At 43.9% G+C, this 18,738-nt stretch carries 16 protein-coding genes and 1 pseudogene; 3 read left to right on the top strand and 14 right to left on the bottom strand.

Features of this window, described 5'->3' with window-relative positions:
- Positions 1 to 12: 12 nt before the first annotated feature.
- Together JOD21_RS03780 and JOD21_RS03775 are read left to right on the top strand one after the other, a co-directional pair.
- Positions 13 to 1,620: an extracellular solute-binding protein gene (locus JOD21_RS03780; RefSeq protein ID WP_204728331.1), complete on the top strand. Its 1,608-nt coding sequence runs from the start codon at positions 13 to 15 to the stop codon at positions 1,618 to 1,620.
- Entirely contained in the window at positions 1,617 to 3,047 is a 1,431-nt protein-coding gene (locus JOD21_RS03775) for a glycoside hydrolase family 32 protein (RefSeq protein WP_204728330.1), read from the top strand. Before JOD21_RS03780 ends, JOD21_RS03775 begins: the two co-directional genes overlap by 4 nt.
- A 267-nt stretch (positions 3,048 to 3,314) precedes the next feature.
- Here JOD21_RS03775 and fdhD read toward each other — a convergent pair whose 3' ends face one another.
- The 9 genes and pseudogenes from fdhD to JOD21_RS03730 form a co-directional block, all read right to left on the bottom strand.
- Positions 3,315 to 4,103, bottom strand: a complete 789-nt coding sequence (gene fdhD, locus JOD21_RS03770) for a formate dehydrogenase accessory sulfurtransferase FdhD (RefSeq protein ID WP_338032866.1) — start codon at positions 4,101 to 4,103, stop codon at positions 3,315 to 3,317.
- 13 nt (positions 4,104 to 4,116) lie between these two features.
- The gene (locus JOD21_RS03765; protein WP_204728329.1) at positions 4,117 to 6,474 is read right to left on the bottom strand and encodes an FdhF/YdeP family oxidoreductase; all 2,358 of its coding nucleotides are present in this window, start codon (positions 6,472 to 6,474) and stop codon (positions 4,117 to 4,119) included.
- Positions 6,475 to 6,791: 317 nt separating this feature from the next.
- Positions 6,792 to 7,154 (bottom strand): Na-translocating system protein MpsC family protein, encoded by a 363-nt coding sequence (locus JOD21_RS03760; RefSeq protein ID WP_204728328.1) that lies wholly within the window; start codon positions 7,152 to 7,154, stop codon positions 6,792 to 6,794.
- Positions 7,155 to 7,230: 76 nt separating this feature from the next.
- On the bottom strand, positions 7,231 to 8,499 hold the full coding sequence (locus JOD21_RS03755; protein ID WP_204728327.1) for an L-lactate MFS transporter: 1,269 nt from the start codon (positions 8,497 to 8,499) through the stop codon (positions 7,231 to 7,233).
- Between the two features lie 483 nt (positions 8,500 to 8,982).
- A complete protein-coding gene (locus JOD21_RS03750) occupies positions 8,983 to 10,926 on the bottom strand; it encodes an ABC transporter permease (protein WP_204728326.1) in 1,944 nt (647 codons plus the stop codon).
- Positions 10,916 to 11,677, bottom strand: a complete 762-nt coding sequence (locus JOD21_RS03745) for an ABC transporter ATP-binding protein (RefSeq protein ID WP_204728325.1) — start codon at positions 11,675 to 11,677, stop codon at positions 10,916 to 10,918. The genes JOD21_RS03750 and JOD21_RS03745 overlap by 11 nt, the downstream gene beginning before the upstream one ends.
- Before the next feature lie 101 nt (positions 11,678 to 11,778).
- Entirely contained in the window at positions 11,779 to 12,783 is a 1,005-nt protein-coding gene (locus JOD21_RS03740) for a sensor histidine kinase (protein ID WP_204728324.1), read from the bottom strand.
- Positions 12,780 to 13,469: a response regulator transcription factor gene (locus JOD21_RS03735; protein ID WP_204728323.1), complete on the bottom strand. Its 690-nt coding sequence runs from the start codon at positions 13,467 to 13,469 to the stop codon at positions 12,780 to 12,782. Before JOD21_RS03735 ends, JOD21_RS03740 begins: the two co-directional genes overlap by 4 nt.
- A gap of 126 nt (positions 13,470 to 13,595) precedes the next feature.
- Positions 13,596 to 13,844 (bottom strand): annotated as a pseudogene (locus tag JOD21_RS03730) (DUF6407 family protein); the annotation flags it as partial.
- 158 nt (positions 13,845 to 14,002) lie between these two features.
- Here JOD21_RS03730 and JOD21_RS03725 point away from each other — a divergent pair.
- Positions 14,003 to 14,854 (top strand): VOC family protein, encoded by an 852-nt coding sequence (locus JOD21_RS03725; protein ID WP_204728321.1) that lies wholly within the window; start codon positions 14,003 to 14,005, stop codon positions 14,852 to 14,854.
- Positions 14,855 to 14,918: 64 nt separating this feature from the next.
- On the opposite strand, the gene JOD21_RS03720 is transcribed toward JOD21_RS03725, so the two are convergent.
- The 5 genes from JOD21_RS03720 to JOD21_RS03700 all read right to left on the bottom strand — a co-directional run bounded on the left by JOD21_RS03720 (position 14,919) and on the right by JOD21_RS03700 (position 18,543).
- A complete protein-coding gene (locus tag JOD21_RS03720; RefSeq protein WP_204728320.1) occupies positions 14,919 to 15,317 on the bottom strand; it encodes a hypothetical protein in 399 nt (132 codons plus the stop codon).
- Between the two features lie 96 nt (positions 15,318 to 15,413).
- The gene (locus tag JOD21_RS03715) at positions 15,414 to 15,992 is read right to left on the bottom strand and encodes an SCO family protein (protein ID WP_204728319.1); all 579 of its coding nucleotides are present in this window, start codon (positions 15,990 to 15,992) and stop codon (positions 15,414 to 15,416) included.
- Positions 15,993 to 15,994: 2 nt separating this feature from the next.
- Positions 15,995 to 16,996, bottom strand: a complete 1,002-nt coding sequence (locus JOD21_RS03710) for an ABC transporter substrate-binding protein (RefSeq protein WP_204728318.1) — start codon at positions 16,994 to 16,996, stop codon at positions 15,995 to 15,997.
- A gap of 22 nt (positions 16,997 to 17,018) precedes the next feature.
- Positions 17,019 to 17,774, bottom strand: a complete 756-nt coding sequence (locus tag JOD21_RS03705; protein WP_204728317.1) for an ABC transporter permease — start codon at positions 17,772 to 17,774, stop codon at positions 17,019 to 17,021.
- Complete coding sequence (locus JOD21_RS03700) at positions 17,758 to 18,543, bottom strand: ABC transporter ATP-binding protein (protein WP_204728316.1); 786 nt, start codon at positions 18,541 to 18,543, stop codon at positions 17,758 to 17,760. The genes JOD21_RS03705 and JOD21_RS03700 overlap by 17 nt, the downstream gene beginning before the upstream one ends.
- Between the last annotated feature and the right edge of the window lie 195 nt (positions 18,544 to 18,738).

Genomic DNA, 18,738 nt, shown 5'->3' with positions numbered 1-18,738 from the left:
GGGGTTTTATCAATGAAGAAAATGTTAAGAGTAATGATGCCGATTGCTGCTGGCGCACTGATCGTATCGGGATGTAATTCCGGGGACAATGCTGCATCTGAAGATTATGGTCTGTCTGATATTACGTTTCCTCTAGAGGAAGAAGTCACGCTGAAATTTATGACTCAGAGTTCTCCAATTGCACCTGAGGATCCGAACGATAAGCTGATCTTACAGCGGATGGAGGAAGAAACAGGTGTAAAGGTTGAATGGACCAATTATACGTCTGATTCCTTTGTAGAAAAACGGAATCTTGCGATGGCGAGCGGGGATCACCCTGACGCGATTATGAATGCTGCACTGAGTGACAACGAGCTGTTAAATCTTGCAGAAGACGGCAGTATTATTGCAGTCGAAGATCTGATTGAAGATCATATGCCTAACTTACAGGCCGTATTTGAGAAGGCACCGGAATATAAATCAATGATGACTGCTCCTGATGGGCACATTTATTCTTTCCCGTGGATTGAAGAGCTTGGATCAGGTAAAGAAAGTATTCATTCAGTTGATGCATTCCCATGGATCAACCAGGAGTGGCTGGATGAACTGGGGCTTGAAGTACCAGAAACAACGGAAGAACTGAAAGAAGTGTTAATTGCTTTCAGAGATAACGACCCGGCTGGTGATGGACAGACCATTCCAATGTCTTTCATTATCAATCATGGTGGAGAGGATCTTTCATTTTTATTCGGATCATTTGGTCTTGGAGATAACTGGGACCATACCGTTGTAACGAATGATGGAGAAGTGAAATTAACTGCTGCTGATGAAGGTTATAAAGAAGCAATGAAGTTTTTCAATGAGCTGTATGAAGAAGACCTGATGGATGTAGAAGCTTTTGAACAGGACTGGAATACGTATCTTGCGAAGGGAAGAGAAAATCGCTACGGACTCTATTTCACCTGGGATAAAGGAAATATTACCGGCATGAATGAACAGTATACATTAATGCCTGCTCTTGAAGGCCCTGATGGTCATAAGAATGTTGCCCGCACAAACGGAATGGGCTTTGACAGAGCGAAAATGGTCATTACAAGTTCGAATCAAAACCTGGAGCTCACAGCTAAATGGATTGATCAGCTCTATGATCCAACACAGTCTGTCCAAAACAACTGGGGAACATATGGTGATACTGAAAAGCAGAACATTTTCGAATATGATGAAACAGCATCTATGTTAAAGCATTTACCACTTGAAGGCACTGCACCTGTAGAATTAAGAGAACAAACTTCAATTGGCGGACCGCTTGCGATTTTGGATGAATACTATGGAAGTGTAACAACGAAACCTGAAGATGCAGCTTGGAGACTTGATCTGATGAAGGAAGTAATGGTACCGGATATGACTGCTGATCACATTTATCCAAAAGTATTTTTCCCAGCAGAAGATCTGGAGCGTCTGGCTGAAGTGGAAGCGGATCTGATTCCTTATGTACAACGAAAACGTGCAGAATGGATCACTAACGGAATGGTTGAAGAAGAGTGGGAAGATTATCTGGCTGAGCTGGAAAGACTGGGCTTATCAGATTGGCTGGAAATTAAGCAGCGAGGCTTCGATCAGCATATGGAGGGCGGAGCATGAGTATAACTAAAGTGAATCCCTCCAGACCTTACCTGCATTATGCGCCTGAGAAAAACTGGATGAATGATCCTAACGGGCTTGTATTTTTCAACAATGAATACCATCTTTTTTATCAGTATCACCCTAATGGCACTACATGGGGGCCAATGCACTGGGGACATGCAGTAAGCAGTAACCTGATTGACTGGGAAGAGCTGCCGATTGCCTTGTACCCTGATCAGCATGGTACGATTTTCTCCGGGAGTGCAGTAGTGGATTGGCACAATACGACTGGTTTCTTCAATGATGGACCAGGGCTTGTTGCGATCTTTACGCATCACAAAGAAACAGATTCGGGGATTGTTCAGTCACAGAGTCTTGCCTACAGCACAGACTCGGGCAAAACATGGATAAAGTATGAAGGAAATCCTGTGCTGAGTCATCCGTCAAATCCGGATTTCAGAGACCCGAAGGTGTTTTGGCACGATGAGTCAGATAAATGGGTGATGGTACTGGCTACAGGTCAGACAATCTCAATCTACTCATCACAAAATTTGATCCACTGGGTATTTGAAAGTGAGTTTGGCACAAATATCGGTTCACATGAAGGCGTATGGGAATGTCCGGATTTATTTGCGCTGAAAGTTGAAGGAACAAATGAAGACAAGTGGGTCATGATTGTCAGTATTGGTGACGGAGAAGGCCTTGCTTACGGATCCCGCACGCAGTATTTCACAGGATCGTTTGACGGAAAAGCATTTATCTCAGAACACAGTGAGGCGAAGTGGCTGGACGATGGACGGGATCAATATGCAGGCGTCACTTTTTCAGACATTCCGAAAGAAGACAGTCGCAGAATTCTGATCGGCTGGATGAGTAATTGGCGTTATGCCAATCAGGTGCCAACGGATGGCTGGAGAAGTCAGATGACACTGCCGCGTGAGCTGACTTTGAAAGAATGCGAAGGTCATACAAAGCTGGTTCAGCATTTTCCCAAGGAGCTTAATCAATGGTTCAATCACACAACTGAAATTGAAAGAACGGTAGATTCAAGCGGGATCAACATTGATGTTGAACAGGGCCCTGTGTATCTTGATTTGAATACACCATGTCCAAAGAGCGGAGAACTCCAAATCGCATTGAACTATTCTGATCAGACGCATACTGTCATTCAGTTCAATTTTAACGAGAAAAAACTCTCTTTCAAACGTTCAAATTCAGGAAAAGTTGATTTCTCAGAGCTGTTTTCAAAAGATCAGGAATTGTTCTTCAGAGATCTGACAGAACTTCAGCTTACAATGGTCATTGATACATTTTCAGTGGAGTTGCTTTTGAATGAAGGAGAGTATGCGTTAACAAGCCTTCAATTCCCTGATGAGTCTCTTAAGGATATTAGTCTTAAAACAGATACTGGAGAAGTATTGATAAAGGGCGTTGTGAAACAATAGGTAAGAGCGGATCTGGGTTTATCTCAGGTTCGCTTTTTTATATTAAAAGTTCTGATGAAAGTGGCTGTTGATTTCCACTTCAGGGGGAACGCTTTCCGCAGGGCGTGCGGTGAGCCTCCTCGACGCTGTGCGTCTGCGGGGTCTCACCTGTCACGCTTCTCCTGCTGGAGTCGTCCCCCTTACGCTGCAATCACCAGCTGTGCTAAAACAACATTAGGCTTTAACATAGCTATATTAATAGAAAAAAGACCGGGCCCAAACCCGGTCTTATCCTGTAATCCTATCCGCATGACTATAAATATTCAAACTGTTTCCTCTGATAAATCCGCACGCTGTAATCCCAAGATCATGTGCAAGCTCAATCGCAAGCGTAGTCGGCGCTGATTTTGATAGCACGATTCCGACACCGATCTTTGAAACTTTCAGCAGCACTTCAGAAGAGATCCGGCCGCTGAAGACAATGACTTTGCCTTTTAACGGAATCCGGTTTTTCAGACAGTGACCGTAAATCTTGTCAAGTGCGTTGTGACGTCCAATATCAGAGTGGGAGATGACAATATCATCTGTTGTACAGAGTGCTGCGTTATGCAGCCCGCCTGTCTTTTGAAAATCTGTTGAGCTTTCCTGCATTTGTTTCATGAGGCTCAGACAGTTTCTGACCGGAATGGTGGACTTTTTAGCAATGGTTTTAGCTGTTTTTACGTCATTCTGGAAATAAAACTGTCTGCTTTTGCCGCAGCATGAGCCGATAAATCGCTTTGAGTGAAACTCCCTGCCGGCAGGGGTTTTATTCACAAGTTCAGCATAGGCGAAACCGCGATCCTCATTGATCTCAAGCGACTCAATTTCATCCACTCTTCTGATCATCCCTTCTGAAGCGAGAAATCCGATGACCAGTTCCTCAAGGTGAGAGGGGGTGCAGACCATCGTTGCGAATTCCTCACCGTTCACGTAGATCGTCATCGCATATTCGGTTGCGATCTGATCATCTGTTTCACTCAGCGACTCACCATCATAGCGGATGATCGTTCTCTGTTCCATCACTTCTTCATTCACCGTGATCACCTCATTAGTTCGCTTCAGTTTCAAGGTCGTCAATGCGCTTTTCAAGATACTGTGTATCCTTACGTGCGTTGAAGCGCTCAGCCTTTTCAACTGTTACAGTAATATTGTAATCTGGAATTCCCGCGTATTTCTCATAGCGGCCGCGTGGAAGGAGGAAGTTACCTTCAGGGAAGTGCACTTCAAGATTGCCTTTTGCAATATCAACGAACTTCGCACGGCCCTGGAAAACACCGAATCCATTATAAACAACAATACCTTCGCCTTCAGCAATGCTCAGTCTTCTTCCATCTTCAGCATTCATCAGCACATCATAGCGGCCCGCATTATTAAACGGATCCTTTTCTTTATATACCATTGAATTGAACTGCTTACCGCGGCGTGACGTGACGACGAACTGTCCGTCTTTTTTGCCAAGGTCAGGGATATCCACTGAAATAAGATTTCCTTTACCATCAGGTGTGGGACAGATCCCGTCTTCACAAAGCCATGCGCCGCCCCACTGGAAGACATCTCCCTGCTTTTTCAAATGCTGAACGCCATCATAGTTTGTATTGGCTTTGGCAATTTCTTCACGAATTGCCTGTCCATCTTTAAAATCAACAAGGTGAGCGGTCTCAGGCTTCACGCGTTTTGCAAGGTCGATATAGATCTTCCATTCAGCACGCGCTTCTTCAACCTGATTTTTATTGCCTTCAATCTCCGGTGAGAAGTAGACCATGCGTTCAGTAGACGTGCTCGTTCCGCCGCCTTCCTGTTCATAACGCGTTTTGGCAGGGAGGACGATGACTGCTTCTTTTGCGTCAACAAGCGTACTTGTATTTAAAATAATATCCTGATGCACGCGGATATCGAGTTCTGATAGTGCTTGTTCAACAAAATCTGGGTCAGGCATCGTTTCAAGGAAGTTACCTCCTGAAAGATAATAAAGCTTAATTTTACGCTCATGATCTTTAGGCAGTACGGCATTTTCAAGCGTAACGCCGACAATATCACCCTGCCATTTTGGAATCTCAAAGTTCCACAGCTTCTCCATACGCTCAATGTTCGCATCGTTAAAGTCACTGCCCGGCAGGACGAAAGGATCGGCACCCATTTCACCGCTTCCCTGAACAGATGAGTGTCCGCGAAACGGCATCAGTCCGGCGTGCTCACGACCAAGATGACCGCGCAGCAGGGCAAGGTTAGCTACCTGAGAGATGTTATCTGTTGCGAAAGAATGCATTGTCAGGCCAAGCGCCCATGCGTATACTGCATTTTTACTATTAGCAAGCAGTGTTGAAAGCTCAATAATCCGCTCTTTTGGCACACCTGATGATTCAACAATGTCTTCCCATGACTGAGCCATCACCGTTTGCTTGAGTTCTTCATATCCGTTCACATGCTCTTTAACAAATGAATGGTTAATCGCTGAACCTTCTTTTTCCTGCTCCATTTCAAACCAGTGCTTCATGATCCCGTGCATAAAGGCGATGTCTCCACCGATATTGACCTGATAAAAATCATCAGCAATTTTTGTGCCAAACATGGCTGATTCCATGTTTGAAGGGACCCAGTAGTTGTCCATTGCAGGCTCGCGGTAAGGGTTGACGACAATAATTTTCGTTCCTTTTTTCTTTGCAGCAAGCATATATTTCGTTGATACAGGTGACGAGTTTGATGCAACGCTTCCCCAGAATAACAGGACATCCGTTCCGATCCAGTCAAGATAGTTGGATGTACTTGCGCCGACTCCGATTGAACGCTTCAGCGCTGTCTTACTCGGTGAGTGACAGATTCTTGATGCATTGTCGATATGATTTGTACCAAGGAAACGTGCAACTTTTCCTGCAACGTAGTAGGACTCATTTGTAATCCCGCGCGCTGTCAGAAACATTGCATACTGCTTCGGATCAAGCTTTTTCATTTTTGCTGCAATGATATCCATTGCCTCATCCCAGCTGAGACGGGAGAATTTGCGCTCGCCCGGTCTTCTGATTAGCGGGTATGGAATGCGGCCTAGTTCACGCAGCTCTGCACTTGAATACTGTCGCAGTTCATCAATATCTGCGTGTAGAATGTCGGGCTTTACTGCCGGCATGGTGTTCAGTCTGAGTACATTCAGGCGGGTTGTGCAGACGTGGGGGCCTTTCAGTGTCTGATCATAAAGACCGGATACGCCAAGCGCACAGCCGTCGCATACGCCTTTTGTAATGATGGATGTAGCATAGCCGAGGTTATCGCGGTTTTTCCATGCGATTTTTGCCGTATCTGTAAAGTGATGTGGTTTAATTTTGCCGACACCGAATGGAACTTTACTGACCCATAGTGACGGATCAGGTTTTTTAGAAATTTTTACCGGTCCCGGATGTTGTGTTTTTCCCATTATAATCATCCTTTTTCTAAGTTTTTAGCTATGTTAAAGACCAATATTGTTTTGGCACAGCTGTTGATTGTAGCGGAAGGGGACGACTCCAGCAGGAGAAGCGTGACAGGTGAGACCCCGCAGGGCGAAGCCCGAGGAGGCTTACCGCACGCCCTGCGGAAAGCGTTCCCCCTGGAGCGGAAATCAACAGCCCCCTTTAACAAAGTCAGTTTTTTAAATAAAAAAACCACCTGAAATACCGCTCAAGTAGAACGGTAATCCCAGGTGGTTAGTCTTTAACAGGATCGCTGCCAAGTGCCAATCCACGATTTATGCAATTAGTTGTCACGCAGTTTATCTTCAAGGTTTTCATCGAAAATGAATATGGACATGCCTGCGTCTTTTTCTATATTGATATCCACATACAGATCAACGAAATTTGCGCCGACCAGTTCTTCCATTTCAACCGGTCTATGTTTCTGATAGAGGTCTTTGACCATTTCTGTTCTCGCTGCACGGAGCATTTGTTTTCCTTCATTCGCCCCTGCGATGAACTTTTCAACTGGTGAAAGATTTCCTTCCATTTCACAGATCGCCCAGTTTTTACAGAAAGTTGTCTTGATCTGGCTTGGGCCTTTGCCCATATGACGCTTTCTGAATGCTCTTACAAGGTTGCTGAATTCAGCTTCGTATTTACTCAAAGTTACGACAATCCCTCTTCATTTATTTACACTTATTATGATAGCACTGAAATGAAATGAAATGTATACTATTTTTTTATCCGGCCAGCTTGTCCGCTTCTTTCGCGCTGTTCTCGCGCTTCAGTTTGTTAATATCCATCCGCGTCAGGAATGAAATCACAAGTGCGACAAGAAACAGTGCTGCAAAGAAGTTCAGGCTGTTTGCATAGCTTCCTGTAGTATCCTTAATCCATGCGGCAAACAGTGGTCCTGCAAGCCCAGCTGCTGCCCATGCAGTCAAAATATAACCATGAATCGCACCGAGCTGTTTTGTGCCAAACATGTCTCCGATATAAGCCGGAATAGATGCAAATCCGCCACCGTAGCATGTGTAAATAACAGCGAGCATAATCTGAAACAGAATCGCTTCTGACGTCAGTGGCAGCATGAAGAACAGTGCAGCCTGCAGAACGAAAAACGTCGTGTATGTATTTGTTCTGCCGATAAAATCTGATACTGAGGCCCATCCGATTCTGCCAAGGCCGTTAAAAATACCGAGGGCCCCGACAAGGATGGCAGCCTCTTCAACTGACAGGCCGATACTCTCTTCAGCGAGTGGTTTTGCAGCTGAAAGAATAGCGATTCCGCACGTGACATTAATGAATAGCATCAGCCACAAATAGTAAAAACGCTTTGTTTTAATTGCTTCATTAGCAGTAAGCTGAGAGAGATCCTGCGGTGCTTTTTTCTTTTTGTCCGGATTCTCAGCATTAAAGCCCTTTGGTGCCCAGTCAGCTGCCGGACGTTCAAGATAAAGTGATGACAGGAACATCACGGCAAAATAAACAATACCTAAAGTGAAAAATGTGCCTGCAATTCCGATGGATGTGATCAGGCTGTTCATGACAGGACTTGCAATTGCTGCTGCGAACCCAAATCCCATGATAGCAAGGCCTGTTGCCAGTCCGCGGCGGTCAGGGAACCATTTGACGAGTGTGGAAACAGGTGCGATATAGCCAACTCCAAGCCCGATCCCGCCGAATACGCCATAGAATAAATAGAGCAGTGGTAATGAGCCAAGCTGAACGGCAAATCCTGAGCCTGTAACACCAATCCCAAAAAACACTGCTGCGACAATTCCTGATTTTCTCGGTCCGTGCTTTTCAACAAAGTGACCCATGAAAGCTGCTGAAAGCCCGAGGAAGAGAATCGCAAGACTGAATGTGAGCTGTACCTGACTTGAACTCCAGCCAAATTCATCAATGAGCGGATTCGTGAAATTACTCCATGCATAGACTGACCCGATTGAGATGTGAATCCCGACAGCTGACAAAGCAATGAGCCAGCGATTTTTTGTCTTTTTCATCTTTCATACCCCTTTTGTCGTTTTTTGACATAAAAAACCGCCACAACGGTTTCCTGGCAATAGTGCCCGGAAATGTGTGACGGTAGCTAAACATACAGGTTCGCTGTAGATAACCACTATGATCTCTAAAGCGCTTTCAATTTTCAGCTGGCAGAGGAACAGGATCGCTATTCATATCAGTCTGAGATTTGAGGGACTCTAAAGAAAGTTCAAGATTTGTTCATAATTTTCTGTTTTATCTTATAAAAAATGTGAAGAGAGGTCAAGGTTTTTTTGAAAGAGTTTTGTGTTATCTCTCCTATCAGTGATATTTAGCATTCAATAAAAATGTTTATTTCATAATAGAAATCCTATTATTCTGAGTAGATGATGGATCTGAATTTATTTGTATTAAATATTGATGAGAACAGTGAGGTGAAAATTCAAAAAATCCCCGTCACCATTCAATTACATGATGCGGGGAGTCTTTTTAATTAACTGACGTCACAAAGCCGTCCTGATCACTTTTTTATAATAAACCACCGACAATATCCCAAAGATTGAATATAGTCCGGCATACAAAACCATCACAATAATCATCGGTGTCCACAGCTCGGTTCCGAAGAAGAACCAGCCTGATCTGACAGCAAAGTAGCTGTGCAGGAGGCCGACTGTGAGTGGAATTCCGAAGTTGATGACCTGCTTTTGAAGGATGCCCTTCAGAAGATCCTGCCGGGTGAAGCCAAGCTTTCTCAGAATCCTGTAATTCGGCTGTTCTTCATCACCTTCTTCTACCTGCTTAAAGTAAAGAATGCAGCCTGATGTGATCAGGAAGGTGAGTCCGAGGAAGCCGACCACAAACATGATGAAGCCCATACTCAATTTCTGCATGCGTTCCATAGAATATTGTGAGGCACTCCCGGCTTCTTCACTGAATGGCATGCTGTGGAACAGTTCATCAGCTTTTTCAATGGTTTCCGGATCCTCCAGTGTAAGACCGACATACAAAGAAGCCTCACGCTGGAGTTCCTCATCCACATCTTCAGCCAGCCTGTCATATACTGCTTCATCAACCACTACTGCCGGTAAGCCGCCGGTGAAGATAGAAGGTAATACATAGTCGTCCCTCAATCCGGCATATTCTTTTTCAATCTCATCTGTAGCAGTATAAAGTGTAAGTGTTCCTGCATTCTGCAGGTTCATCAGTGCCTGGATTGCATCACTTGAACCTGAGAACAAAATGTCATCTATACTCACATCAACGCCTTCAACCTGTCGATCACTGACGACCGACATATTCATCCGATTAGGATCAAACTGCATATTTTCAATTTCTGTACCCAGAATTTCCTCAATGCCTATATCTGCCTGGATCACATCAATCTGTTTTTCGCTGTAAGCAATGCCGTTTTCACTTAAGACGCTGCCAAATGCTTCTGCGTTCTCTTCAGTAATGAATATAAAGTCATCAGGAGCAGGAGTCTCAGCCGATCTTTCAGCAGAGTAGTAGGAGATATAGCTTAACGACAGCAGCCCGATTGCTAGAGCTGATACTGTTGTGATAATCGTCAGCAGTAGCGCATTTGATTTCATCCGGAACATGATAGAAGAGAGGGACATGACCTGATTAATATTCAGGTAGCCTCCTTTGTTTTTTCTGATTATATTTGCGATAAAGCTGACTGAACCTTTATAAAAAAAGTAAGTCCCGATAATCACACTTCCAAGTATAAAGATCATCGCCAGAAACAGTTGAGTCATCGATGAGAAATCCCCATCAAACAGGCGTGCAGATACATAATAGCCAGTCGCAATGAGAGAGATTCCGAGGATGCCAATCAGCATTTCAAGGAAGGATATCTTTTTGACTCTGCTCTCAGCTTTACTTTTCACATGAAAAAGGGAAAGTATGGTCTGGCGTTTGATATATAAGAAGTTCATCACCATAATCAATACATACACAGCGCTGAAAACCAGTAATGTCTGTATAAATGCAGCTCCGGAAAAACTGAGTGTTGCCGTTTCATCCACGCCTGTTAATTTGAAAAAGGTCATCGCGACCAATTTTGAAATGGCAAAGCCGAGCGCTGTTCCAACGATAAGAGAGCTGTAATAAAGCAATAAATTTTCAGCGCTCAGAATGGCAAAAATCCGATTTTTCGTCATACCGATCAGCTGGAACAAGCCAATTTCTTTACTCCGGCGTTTAATAAATAAATTATTTGCATATAGCAAAAAGATCGTTACAATCCCAATTAATAGAACAGAAGCCGCTCTGATCCCTGCTTCACCTTTTACTGATCCTGAGGTTTCATCCATTGATGGATCGAACTGCAGTGTGACGAACGCAAAATAGAGAGCAGCACTGAAGATCAGTGCAAAGACGTACAGATAATAGCTTTTCAGGTTCTTCCGGAAACTGCGGAAGATCAGCTGATTAATGCTCATACTGCACACCACCCAGCACGCCCTGCGTTTTCATAATATCCTTCAGGAATGAATTCCGGCTTTCATCACCTTTATTCAGCTGCGTATAAATCTGGCCGTCTTTAATAAAGATGACGCGGCTGCTGTAACTTGCTGCTACCGGGTCGTGACTGACCATCACAATTGTTGCCTGGCGTTTTTCATTTAAATGGGTCAGCTTGCCAAGCAGGTCAGATGCCGCTTTAGAATCAAGCGCACCAGTCGGCTCATCAGCAAAGATGATGCTGGGCTCATGAATAAATGCGCGTGCAGCAGAGGTCCGCTGCTTCTGACCACCAGAAATTTCGTTCGGGTACTTCCCCGCAATATCTTCAATTCCAAGGTCTTCTGCAACACTTTGAAACTTAGCGTGTGCTTCTTTTTTAGAAGTACTAGTGATCGAAAGGGGAAGCAGAATATTTTCTTTAACAGTCAGCGTATCGAGCAGGTTATAGTCCTGAAAAACAAATCCTAAATGGTGCTTTCTGAATTCAGCGAGCTTCTTTTCCTTACTTTTTGTCAGATCCTCATTTTCAATGACTAAAGAGCCGTGGCTCAGCCGGTCGATCGTTGACAGTATATTTAAAAGAGTGGTTTTACCTGAGCCAGATGCGCCCATGATGGTCACGAACTCACCTTTTTGAATGCTGATATCAATGCCCTTTAAGACTTCCTGCTTTGTAAATTTATTTCCGTAGAACTTATGAATTTTTTTCGCTTCAAGAATTGTCATGGCTATTTCCTCCAGGTGTTAAGATACATTTATTGTATCGGGTCAGACAGTTGAAGTCCTTCGATTCTCCTGACAAAAAAGCAAAGCGTGTGACATTATTGTCACACGCCCTGAATGTTGAGAAACTCATTTTCTTTTGGAAAGGTCAGCGTCATCGTTGTGCCGGCTCCGGGATTTGATTGAACAGCTATGTTTATGTCAAGCGGAGCAGCAGCTTTTTTCACTAAATACAGTCCCATTCCTGTCGCATGCTGATCATGATTGGCAGTAGAGGTGAAGCCTTTTTCAAAAATTCTCGGCAGGTCGCGCGGGTTAATGCCACGGCCATGATCCGCTAAAGTGAGTACGGTCTGACCAGATTGCTCTGATGACTGTATTGTAATGTCTGAGCCCTCACCGCTATACTTTACAGCGTTTGTTAACAGCTGACGGAGAATAAAGGATAGCCACTTTGCATCTGACAGTACATGTGTATCGCTCAGCTCTATGTCAAAGCCGATTTTCTTTTTCAGGCACCAGGAACGCAGCGTATGTATTTCATTATGGATCAGTGATTCAAGCTCAACCTTTTCAATAAACAGATCATTTTCAATGAATGGGATCCGTTTTTGATGCAGCTGCTGATCAAGCAGGTAATGAATTCTCAGCCATTCATACATCAGCTCAGACTTTAAACGGGGGTCTTCTGTCCGATCAATGATTAATTTCATTGCAGTCAGCGGCGTTTTCACTTCATGAATCCATGACATAAGCTCATCCTTTTCCTGTTCAAGCAGCACCTTATTTGAAGCAGCTTCCTTTTCAAGCTGTTCCAAAGAGGAAGTTACCTGCTCATAAATAGATGTTTCAAATGGACTGTTCGGTTCAGGAAAGGTGGATAGATCAGTCGAAGCATCCCGACTATCAAGTTCTTTATAAAACGGCGTCTCTTTGAAAAAGCGTACCGTGACAAACACAGCAGTGATCACTAGGGACAGAAACACATAATACATCATTGAACTGATCGCAAGGGAAGGGTCCAGATAGGCAATGATCATCGCTAAAAGTAGTAATAGTAAAATCAGCAGAATCCAGCTGATTCTCTCTATCAGGAACTTCTTAATCATGTTTCTACCTGTTCGAGCGCAATATATCCCTGACCAACTTTTGTTTCAATCGCATCCCCAAGCCCGATCTCAGAAAGTTTTTTTCGCAGCCTATTCACATTCACAGTCAGCGTATTATCACTGACAAACCGATCATCATCCCATAGCAGATTCATCAGATCCTCTCTGCTGACGACCTTATTTTTACGTTCAACCAGCAGCTTCAGAATAAAGATTTCATTCTTCGTGAGCTCAATCACTCCCTGATCATTTTTAACACGATTACTCTCGAGATCAATCGTCGCACCCATCCACATCTTCAGATCTGAGCTAGTTGAACTGTAATTGTAGACCCGGCGCAAAATCGCCTGAATCTTTGCAATCAGCACTTCAAAATGAAAAGGCTTCTGGATAAAGTCATCTGCCCCCAGGTTCATCGACATCACCACATCTGTCGGGTGATCGCGTGAAGACAGGAAGACAATCGGAACATTCGAATGCTCACGGATCATGCGACACCAGTGAAATCCATCAAACTTAGGCAGCTGTATATCAATAATCACCAGATCCGGCTGAACGTCAGCAAAATTCTCCATGACCTTCTGAAAGTCTTTCACTCCGTATACGTCATACTGCCAGTCTGTGAGTCGGTCTTTTATCTCTTTAAATAGCGTTTCATCATCTTCAATTAATAAAATCTTAAACAATCAAATCACCTGCGCTTTCAGTAGAAGTATAGCAAAGAGAAGGAATAAAAAGGAAATGTATAACAAACGATTAAACGGTATTAATTAAAGGCACACGAAAAAGCTTGAGTGCGGTTCAGACTTCGCTCAATAATTCCTTATAACCCTTCCTTCAAAAGCCGATTCAATATCTTCATAAGCGCCAGTGGCCTCAACCAGTCTTGATAACATGTTTTCTTCAGCGATTGAGGAAAGATAGAGGAGTGAATCATTTTTTGATGGATCTTCAATCTCGATATGGGATTTCATCTGATAAAATGTAAGTGCCTCTTTTATAAACAAATCAAGATTGCCTTGCCAGTGCTCTTTTGCGAAGTTTTCAAAGTTCATAAGATACTCCTTTCCGAAAAAGACTTTATATAATTGTTGTCATTGTATAGTGAATATTGTAAAACAATCAATGATATTCATTTACTGCAGGATGGCTTGATGTACTTTTGTTAATATAATATACTTAGTTACATAAAGTTACTTGATTAAAAGGAGAGCTGAATATGGGATTTCACTCAAAGCCAACAACGTTTATCCGTAACGTTGAAATAAAAGTAGAGAATTTGCATCGTTCGATTGAGTTTTATCAAAATAAATTGGGGTTTAGTGTGCTGGACCAGACAGCATCAACCGCAAAGCTTACTGCAGATGGACGTACAAGTTTTTTATCGCTTGTGCAGCCTGAATACGCGAAACCAAAGCAGGGAAGAACGACTGGTCTGTATCATTTTGCGATTCTGTTGCCGAAGCGTTCAGACTTAGCAAATATCGTTATTCATTTCGCGGAAAACGGTATCCGTGTTGGGGCATCCGATCATGATGTAAGTGAAGCACTGTACCTGAATGACCCTGATGGAAACGGAATTGAAATTTATTATGACCGTGATCCTGCTGAGTGGTCGTGGCGCAATGAAGAAGTGGCAATGACTGTAGATCCATTGAACTTTGATGAACTATTGACGCACGCAACGCCTGAGAAACCATGGCAGGGAATGCCAGAAAAGACAGTCATGGGTCATATTCATCTTCATGTCTCTGAACTTAAGAAAACTGAAGAGTTTTATGTGAAAGGACTGGGGATGGATCTGGTTAACCGCTTTGGGGGGCAGGCTTTATTCTTGTCCTATGGAAACTACCATCATCATGTTGGTGTTAACGTTTGGAATGGAGTTGGCGCACCGGCCCCTGATCCGGAAAGTGTTGGGCTGGAGTCATATGTTCTATCGTTTGCGGACGAAGAAGTACTCAATGAAACCATTCGTAATCTAAAATCAATTGATGCAACAGTTGACGAAGAAGGAGAGTATGTTGTCACTTTTGATCCTTCCGGAAATCAGATTAAGCTGACAGTATGATTGCGCAGTCCGGGTCTGTCCCGGGCGGCCATGTGCGGCAGTCGGGGTCAGACCCAGACTGCCGTTATGTGTGTTTCTGACCCAATTCTGTCGCCCACGATTCACACCAGAAATCATCATACGGCTTGAGAGAATAACCTTTTTTGAATTGAACCTTCCGGACGTGATAACGGACCGCAGAAGGAATCGTTACTGCCACAATCATGAATGGTCCTAACAGCAGGTTTTGAAAACTGTGGCCATATTCATGTGATTTAAGCCTGTCAGGGGCATTTTTCTGCACAAAAAAGAATCCTCCGAAATTCACACCGCCCCATTTTTCGCCAACCTCAAAATAAATCGCATGATTAAATCTGTGCGGTTTTGAACCTGTACATAATAAAACTGCTGCAATACATATGCCGATTACATTGATCAGCACACCCCAGGTTAACTGAATGAACCAGAAAAGATAGATATTCATATTGATCTCCTTGAAATTGATGGAAGTATGTATCTCCATTGTAAATCGGAAAGCACAAAAGAAAAAGCGAAGTCCGGGTCTGTCCCAAACTCCGCTCTAGTAATCCTGCAGCAACTTAACCGCCTCAACTATTCTCTCATAAGGCACGTCAACTGACATTTCATATTTCTCCAGGATCCGGTCGCCAACCATCAGGTAAAGTGAGGTACTATGTACAAACTGATCAGAGCCTTCCACCTGTGCAGCAGGGGAGAGGAAGCCTCTGTTGGCAAACAGTTCAACATCTTCCTGTTTATAGCCTGAGACGAAATCCCACTTGGCATAATCCACTTCGAATTGATCTCCATATGACTTAAGGACATCAGGGGTATCGCGTTCAGGGTCAATGGTGAAGGAGACGAATTGATAGTCGAGGTTCTCAGCATCTAACTGTTTTTGCAGCTCTGACATGTTGTAAGTCATTGGCATACACACCGTATCACAATGTGTGAAGATGAAGGCTGCAAGCCAGATTTCACCCTCCATATCATTTGTGTGAAAAGGTTCTTCGTTTTGATTGACTGCCTGCAGGTCAGTGACTTCCCCGTTTAAGGAAAAATGTTCATCCAGGTTAACCCCGGATGAACATCCATGCAGGATCAGCAGTGCGAAACATGCTGTGATCCACTTTTTCATATTTACTGTGCACTTCCTACTTCTGTGCCTTGTGGAACGACTAACTCATCGAATTCAGGCTTTTCTTTCAGGAACTGCAGATCGTGTGAAGAGTCAGCGAATGCCTGAATCACTTCTGCGTTAACCTCAGTTGTGTACGACACGCGCTCCCATGCACTTGCGATGATTGACTCATCCATGCGCTGGTTCGTGATTTCTTCAATTGAATCAACTGCGATTGTTTGTGCTTCTTCGGGATTTTCATTGATAAATGCAACGCTTTTTTCATGAGCTGCTGTTAGCTGATCAACAAGTTCACTTTGTTCTTCGATCATCTTACCACTCGTAACAAGTACTGTGTTCGGTAAAGTTGTGCCGTAAGCAATCTCATCAGTATCCACGATGATTTTGGCTCCGTTTGCGACAAGTGTTGAAGCCCATGGCTCAGGTACAGCTGCAAGATCCACTTTCCCTGATTCAAACATAGCCTGATATTGAGCCGGGTTACCTGTAACGTGCTTTAATGATCCGCCGATACGGGCTGAAGTGATGCCTTGTTCTTTCAGGAATGTTTCCATCTGAACGTCATGTGTACAGCCGACACCAGGCGTAATAAATGTATGATCACCAAGATCCTCTAAGCCTTCAATCCCACTTTGCTCACTTGCCACAACCACTGTTCCGCCTGAAGAGGCACCGGCAAGAATTTTCACATCAGCACCATTCGCATAGTTGTTCATGACAGGTCCGGGTCCTACAAATCCTGCGTCAATATCACCGGTTTTCAGTGCAGTCATGAACGCTCCGCCGTCAGGGAATGTTTTATAAGTTACTTCTTTGTCTTCACCAAATGCTTCTTCAAAGTACTGCTTTTCTTTTGCCACCATTGCAGGAACGTGGTCAATATTCGGGAAATAACCGATTACGACCTCATCCTTGCTGCCACCTGACGAGCTGTCCGAGCCACATGCTGATAGCACCAGAATGGCCGTTAGGAAGAATAATGCGCTTAAAGTCTTTTTCATTGCTTTCGCCTCCAATAATTTTTTATGTTGCCAGTCCCCATTTTCTAAGAACTTTCTTTTCAATACGCTGGAAAAACAGTAAGTCAACAATAATACCAATCAGCATAATCAGGAGCATGATCGCAATGACGCGGCTCATATCCCCAAAATCTGATGCAAATCTTAATGAATAGCCAAGTCCGGGACCTGTGCTGAGCAGCTCACCGGCCATTAGTGCCCGCCATGCAAATGCCCATGCAAGGCGCATACCTGTTACTGCATAAGGAATTGAAGCAGGAATGGTTACTTTACTGAACAATCTGAAGCCCCTGTAATTCATAGTCTTTGCAGCTTTTATAAAAAGCGGGGGAACGTTGATAATTCCCGTGCGGACATTGATTGTCATCACAATTGTGGCACCAAGCACCACAATGAAAATAACAGCCATTTCATTCAGACCAAACCACATAATCGCAAGTGGCAGCCAGACAATACTTGGTACGGACTGCAAAGCCAGAATCAATGAGCCAAGCGTTTCATCAGCTGTTTTTGATTTAGCTAACAGGACGCCGAGTAAAAGGCCCAGCACCAGCGCAATCGCAAGTCCGATAAATAATCTTCGGAAACTGGCTACCAGATCATAGACCAGTGTGAGATTACTGAAGCCTTCATAAAGTGATACGAATATATCAGTCGGTGCCGGCAGCAGAGCAGGAGATACATCGAATAGATAGACAGCAACCTGCCAGATTCCAAAAAGTAATACGTAAAAGATGACCCGTTTAACGGCTGGCTGCATGATTCTGCTCCTTTTCCGTTACCTTATCAATCTCAGATTTCAATAACGCCTGTATTTTTTCTTCATAATATAGCAGCTCTTCTTTTGATTGAGAGCGTGGTCTCGGGAAGTTCAGTTCGATGACTTCTAAGATCGTGCCGGGCTGCGTACCCATGACAACAATACGGTCAGACAGCTTTAACGATTCAGCAATACTGTGTGTGACAAAAAGAATCGTTTTCTTTGTTTCAAGAAAGATCTTTTCTACAATCTCATGGAGTCGCGAACGCGTCTGCTCATCGAGTGCACCGAATGGTTCATCCATTAAGAGCAGTGCCGGATCCATCGCAAGTGCGCGTGCGATTGCCACACGCTGCTGCATGCCGCCTGAAATCTCATGTGGAGAGTGTTTTGTGTAAGCACCCAGCTGCACCATTTGTAAGTATTGATGTGCTTTTTGCTGCGCTTCTTTTTTTGACATGTCCGGTAAAAGCGGGAACATCACATTTTCCTCAACGGTCAGCCAGGGAAATAGAGCTGCCTGCTGGAACACCATCCCGCGTTCTTTGCAGGGTCCTTTAATCGTTTTGCCTTCAAGTTCAATTGATCCTTCAGTTGCATGAGCAAGCCCGGCAACAATTGATAACAGCGTAGACTTACCACAGCCTGAAGGGCCCAGGATCGAAACGAATTCGCCTTCTTTCACATCAAGCTGAATATCCGAAAGCACAAGCTCAGTCTTATCATTATTTGTAAAAGACTTATGTACGTTATTCATTGATAAAAACAAACCATCACCTGCTTATCTATTTAATCCTATTTGTTTAATCGGAATTGTATGTAAAGTATATCGGAAGAAAAAAGAAAGTCAATACTTTTTCGTTTAATTCTTTAACGTGGTGGTGGGGTAGAGGGAGGTAGTGGTGAGTCAGAAGGTAGAAGCGGGTCTGACCCGCTTCTACCTTAAGTGCCAGTGTCTGGTATG

Source organism: Jeotgalibacillus terrae (assembly GCF_016908195.1).
Taxonomy (GTDB): domain Bacteria; phylum Bacillota; class Bacilli; order Bacillales; family Jeotgalibacillaceae; genus Jeotgalibacillus; species Jeotgalibacillus terrae.
Note: the sequence above shows the minus strand (reverse complement) of the source record. Positions and strands in the feature narration are given on the sequence as shown.

Excerpts from the sequence above, each read along its gene's own strand:
- JOD21_RS03720 (WP_204728320.1), bottom strand. The coding sequence starts at position 15,317 with ATGAATATCTATCTTTTCTGGTTCATTCAGTTAACCTGGGGTGTGCTG.
- JOD21_RS03710 (WP_204728318.1), bottom strand. The coding sequence starts at position 16,996 with ATGAAAAAGACTTTAAGCGCATTATTCTTCCTAACGGCCATTCTGGTG.
- JOD21_RS03740 (WP_204728324.1), bottom strand. The coding sequence starts at position 12,783 with ATGATTAAGAAGTTCCTGATAGAGAGAATCAGCTGGATTCTGCTGATT.
- JOD21_RS03750 (WP_204728326.1), bottom strand. The coding sequence starts at position 10,926 with ATGAGCATTAATCAGCTGATCTTCCGCAGTTTCCGGAAGAACCTGAAA.
- JOD21_RS03715 (WP_204728319.1), bottom strand. The coding sequence starts at position 15,992 with ATGAAAAAGTGGATCACAGCATGTTTCGCACTGCTGATCCTGCATGGA.
- JOD21_RS03745 (WP_204728325.1), bottom strand. The coding sequence starts at position 11,677 with ATGACAATTCTTGAAGCGAAAAAAATTCATAAGTTCTACGGAAATAAA.
- JOD21_RS03705 (WP_204728317.1), bottom strand. The coding sequence starts at position 17,774 with ATGCAGCCAGCCGTTAAACGGGTCATCTTTTACGTATTACTTTTTGGA.
- JOD21_RS03725 (WP_204728321.1), top strand. The coding sequence starts at position 14,003 with ATGGGATTTCACTCAAAGCCAACAACGTTTATCCGTAACGTTGAAATA.
- JOD21_RS03780 (WP_204728331.1), top strand. The coding sequence starts at position 13 with ATGAAGAAAATGTTAAGAGTAATGATGCCGATTGCTGCTGGCGCACTG.
- JOD21_RS03775 (WP_204728330.1), top strand. The coding sequence starts at position 1,617 with ATGAGTATAACTAAAGTGAATCCCTCCAGACCTTACCTGCATTATGCG.
- JOD21_RS03755 (WP_204728327.1), bottom strand. The coding sequence starts at position 8,499 with ATGAAAAAGACAAAAAATCGCTGGCTCATTGCTTTGTCAGCTGTCGGG.
- JOD21_RS03765 (WP_204728329.1), bottom strand. The coding sequence starts at position 6,474 with ATGGGAAAAACACAACATCCGGGACCGGTAAAAATTTCTAAAAAACCT.